General features: G+C 43.4%; 1 protein-coding gene. It reads right to left on the reverse strand.

Going from position 1 to position 1540, the window contains the following annotated elements; translation table 11 throughout:
* Positions 1-1344 (reverse strand): hypothetical protein (locus KDK16_RS04440; RefSeq protein ID WP_257274864.1); only part of this gene is annotated, 1344 nt, incomplete at its 3' end.
* Positions 1345-1540 lie beyond the last annotated feature (196 nt).

Genomic DNA, 1540 nt, shown 5'->3' on the forward strand with positions numbered 1-1540 from the left:
TTTGCGTCTGGCATTACAGCTGTTGGCATCGGCTGATCTTCGGCGCCTGTTGCAAGGTCCCGGTAGCTGCTCTGTGAGAAGCCGGATGTTGGCAAAATCATTTCTGTATTCTGCGTTAAGAGTGGCGGCCCCTTCCGGCGTTGAAAGATCAAGCGTGCGAATATCGTATGACCTTGCCTGTATCCGTCTTTTAAGGGTCTCGAAGGCTCTGGCTTTTTCTTCTTCACTCTGGAAAAGGTCCATTAGTTGCTGAAGCTGAGAGATCTGGCCTAACCAGCAGAAACGATGTTCATAGTGCGCAAGCCATTGACTGTAAGAGGTAGATTGCATCACCAGGTCGAGGGAGTCTGATAAGTGAATAGCTTCTGCTCTATCTGGATTGACAAAAGTGACTTTTTCAGTCCCGGGGGTTTCTAGTAATCCATGAAAGATCGCTTGTTGGAAATTAGAGTATAAGGAATACTCTTGAGCATTTTTTCTGATATCGCCGGTAGGTCGATCGGGTATGATACCGGGCAAATTATCTCCATTTGCAGCTCTGCCCGGATTACCTTCGGGTCTGGCATCGACAGACTTATCTTCGGCTTCGTCTCTGAGCAAATACTCTTCGATTATGCCTGCGAGTAACTGATCTTTGAGTTGGGGATCAATAGAATTGTCTTCGATTATGTTTTTGATCCAATCCTCTTTTTTGTCGGATCCGCTACCGGCAATCTTCTCTTGTAATATGGCTTTGATCGGATCGTCTTCGGAGCTGGCATCGTTAGATTGACCTTCAGTCCCGTTATCGCTGTGATGACTTTCAGGTAAGGCATGGGTAAATACATTTTTAGGCTCAAGGGAGGCTAACCCGAACCTCGTTCTGTATTCAACAGTGGTCCCGTCAGGCAGCAGGGTAAAAACAACACGGTTTGGTTCAGGGTAGGGCGCATTGCTGGAGGTTGATGGTATGTCAGGATCATCGGCTGAATGAGGCGTGCGAACTGCAACGGCAGCATTTGCAAAGATACCTTTTTTGGCCAACTCCCTCAAAACTTCAGGTACAGCATAACCTTTATGGTTAACATTCAGTACACCCAGTACACCCGAAGAACCAAAAATGCCTTGTGCAGAGTTATCAAAAGAGAATGCTATGGTTTGTACGGTGGTATTGCTGGGAATTGCCATACTTAAAACCAATGTTAGCTTTTTTATTAAGTTCTGAGTGTCGGAAAAAAAACGAGTAGCGCGTCTGATATCAGAGAAATAAACCTCTCCGGTAATGATGACTTTAGTGTCTTCACCAATGTTTGTGAACGGTATTCCTTTTACTATTTCGAGTTTAAGTGTTTTTCCTTGCGGCATATTAATTTCAACAACATTGTACAAAACGCTTTTTTCAGTTCTGTACTCATGATAAAGATTAATAGACTCTGTTAAAGATCTTTCTTTATCGTACAGACTGTCAAATAGATTAATTATTATTAATTTGTCGTATGGTCTCTCACGCACTATTAGTGAAGGGTTGAAACTAAGAACATAAGATCTTCTGTTGTAGAAG

This window comes from Endozoicomonas sp. SESOKO4, assembly GCF_024606275.1.